The sequence below is a fragment of the Ochrobactrum sp. XJ1 genome (assembly GCF_024701725.1).
Classification (GTDB): domain Bacteria; phylum Pseudomonadota; class Alphaproteobacteria; order Rhizobiales; family Rhizobiaceae; genus Brucella; species Brucella anthropi.
The window spans coordinates 1-1,115 of sequence record NZ_VDGD01000059.1 but is presented as its reverse complement, the minus strand read 5'-3'; the positions used below and the strand labels follow the sequence as shown (position 1 = coordinate 1,115).

The following is a 1,115-nucleotide window of genomic DNA, read 5'->3' as shown; positions in this document are numbered from 1 at the left end:
TGGAAAAGCTACCCCAACTGCATCATGCCAGTGGTGAGGGTATCCGATTATACTGCTTCCTGCAAAAGTTGAGCAAAGACCTCGGCGGGTGTCTTAAATCCAAGGCACTTGCGCGGGGTCGCATTGAGCTTATGGGCGAGGGCAGTCAACTGAGCCTGGTTGACTTGTGTCAGATCAGTGTTGCTGGGCAAATACCGTCGGATGCGCTTGTTGATGTTCTCGATAGCACCTTTTTGCCATGGTGAGTTTGGGTCACAAAACCAGCTTTTAGCTCCCATTCCATCCTCCAAAGCCCGATACGCCATAAACTCGGAACCACGATCAAAGGTAAAACTTCGACGTGCGTGATAAGGCAATGCAGCAAAGGTCTGAATGATTTTATTCATGATCGGCTTTGAGTGCCGACTGTTGTTCTTGATGATGACGCAATAGCGGCTTTTGCGTTCAACAAGCGTCATGACATTGGCTTCTCCAAGGTCACGATCAAAGATGATTAAGTCACCTTCCCAATTTCCAAATTGCAGACGATTACTAATAAAATCAGGACGTTGATGAATGCGAAACGCTTCAGGAATGCGGGAACTGCGCGATCGTCTGGTGCCACGTGGGCAGCGCTTTGTTCGCATCTCAGCCAGGTGTTCATACAGCTTCAGCGCGTATTCTTCCTTGGAATAGATGAAGCGATAGATTGTTTCAGCACACAGACGTATCGCGCTCAGGCCATGGCTAACCAGTCGGCCGCAGATCTGTTCCGGCGACCAATGGGCTTCCAATTGTTCAATGACGAACTTACGCAGCTCTGGGTAACGTCTGAGCTTTCGCAATCGTGTTCTGCGGTCTTTGCTGATGTTGTTGGCAACAACGCTATGATAGCCATTATAGTCTGGTATCTCCGTGTCCCGAAAGCTGTTGCGCTTGATCTCGCGGTAGATTGTTGAGCGATGACGACCCATTAATCGCGCAATATCGCCGAGGGGGACTTTGAGCTCTTTAAGTTCGAAAAGACGACGACGTTCACGCAAAGTGATCTGCGAATAGCAATTCGACATCCAATTTCCTCCATGGCTAACCACATGAATTCATTGGCATGTTGCAGTTTAAAATAGAATGTACCC

The 1,115-nt window shown here is 48.6% G+C and carries 1 protein-coding gene; it reads right to left on the bottom strand.

The window, feature by feature from the left end; genetic code table 11:
* Positions 1-47 precede the first annotated feature (47 nt).
* Complete coding sequence (locus FG152_RS27125) at positions 48-1,049, bottom strand: IS30 family transposase (RefSeq protein ID WP_259030769.1); 1,002 nt, start codon at positions 1,047-1,049, stop codon at positions 48-50.
* Positions 1,050-1,115: the final 66 nt, after the last annotated feature.

Bases quoted from the DNA above. Each gene is read 5' to 3' on its own strand.
- FG152_RS27125 (WP_259030769.1), bottom strand. From the start codon at position 1,049: ATGTCGAATTGCTATTCGCAGATCACTTTGCGTGAACGTCGTCGTCTT.